The sequence below is a fragment of the Salmonella sp. SAL4457 genome, assembly GCF_046548235.1.
GTDB classification, from domain to species: domain Bacteria; phylum Pseudomonadota; class Gammaproteobacteria; order Enterobacterales; family Enterobacteriaceae; genus Salmonella; species Salmonella enterica.
Map to the genome: position 1 here is coordinate 1 of NZ_JBGDZO010000371.1, position 278 is coordinate 278.

A 278-nucleotide genomic window follows, 5' to 3' on the forward strand; every position below is an offset into this window, starting at 1 on the left:
GTTCATGAGGATGTGCAGGGCGAGCACGACCGGGACCAAGAGCCAAGTCCACTCCGGCGTCTCGTGCGGGGGGATGACCAAGACGAGCACGAACATCACGCCCACGGCGAGCATGCGCTGCAAAACGTCGAAGAGCAGATCCGCGATCGGCAGGGCCATGCGGGGGAACTGGAAGGCCCGTGTCAGGGACATGTTCGAGGAGATCGTCCGGGTGCCGCCGGTGAGTGCGGCACCGGTGAACTGGAACATGAACACGCCGATGATGACGAAGGCGACGT

1 protein-coding gene is annotated in these 278 nt (G+C 63.7%); it reads right to left on the reverse strand.

Going from position 1 to position 278, the window contains the following annotated elements:
- The coding region (locus ACLJNW_RS24690) for a hypothetical protein (RefSeq protein WP_410961286.1) at positions 1 to 278 on the reverse strand (278 nt) is incomplete at both ends.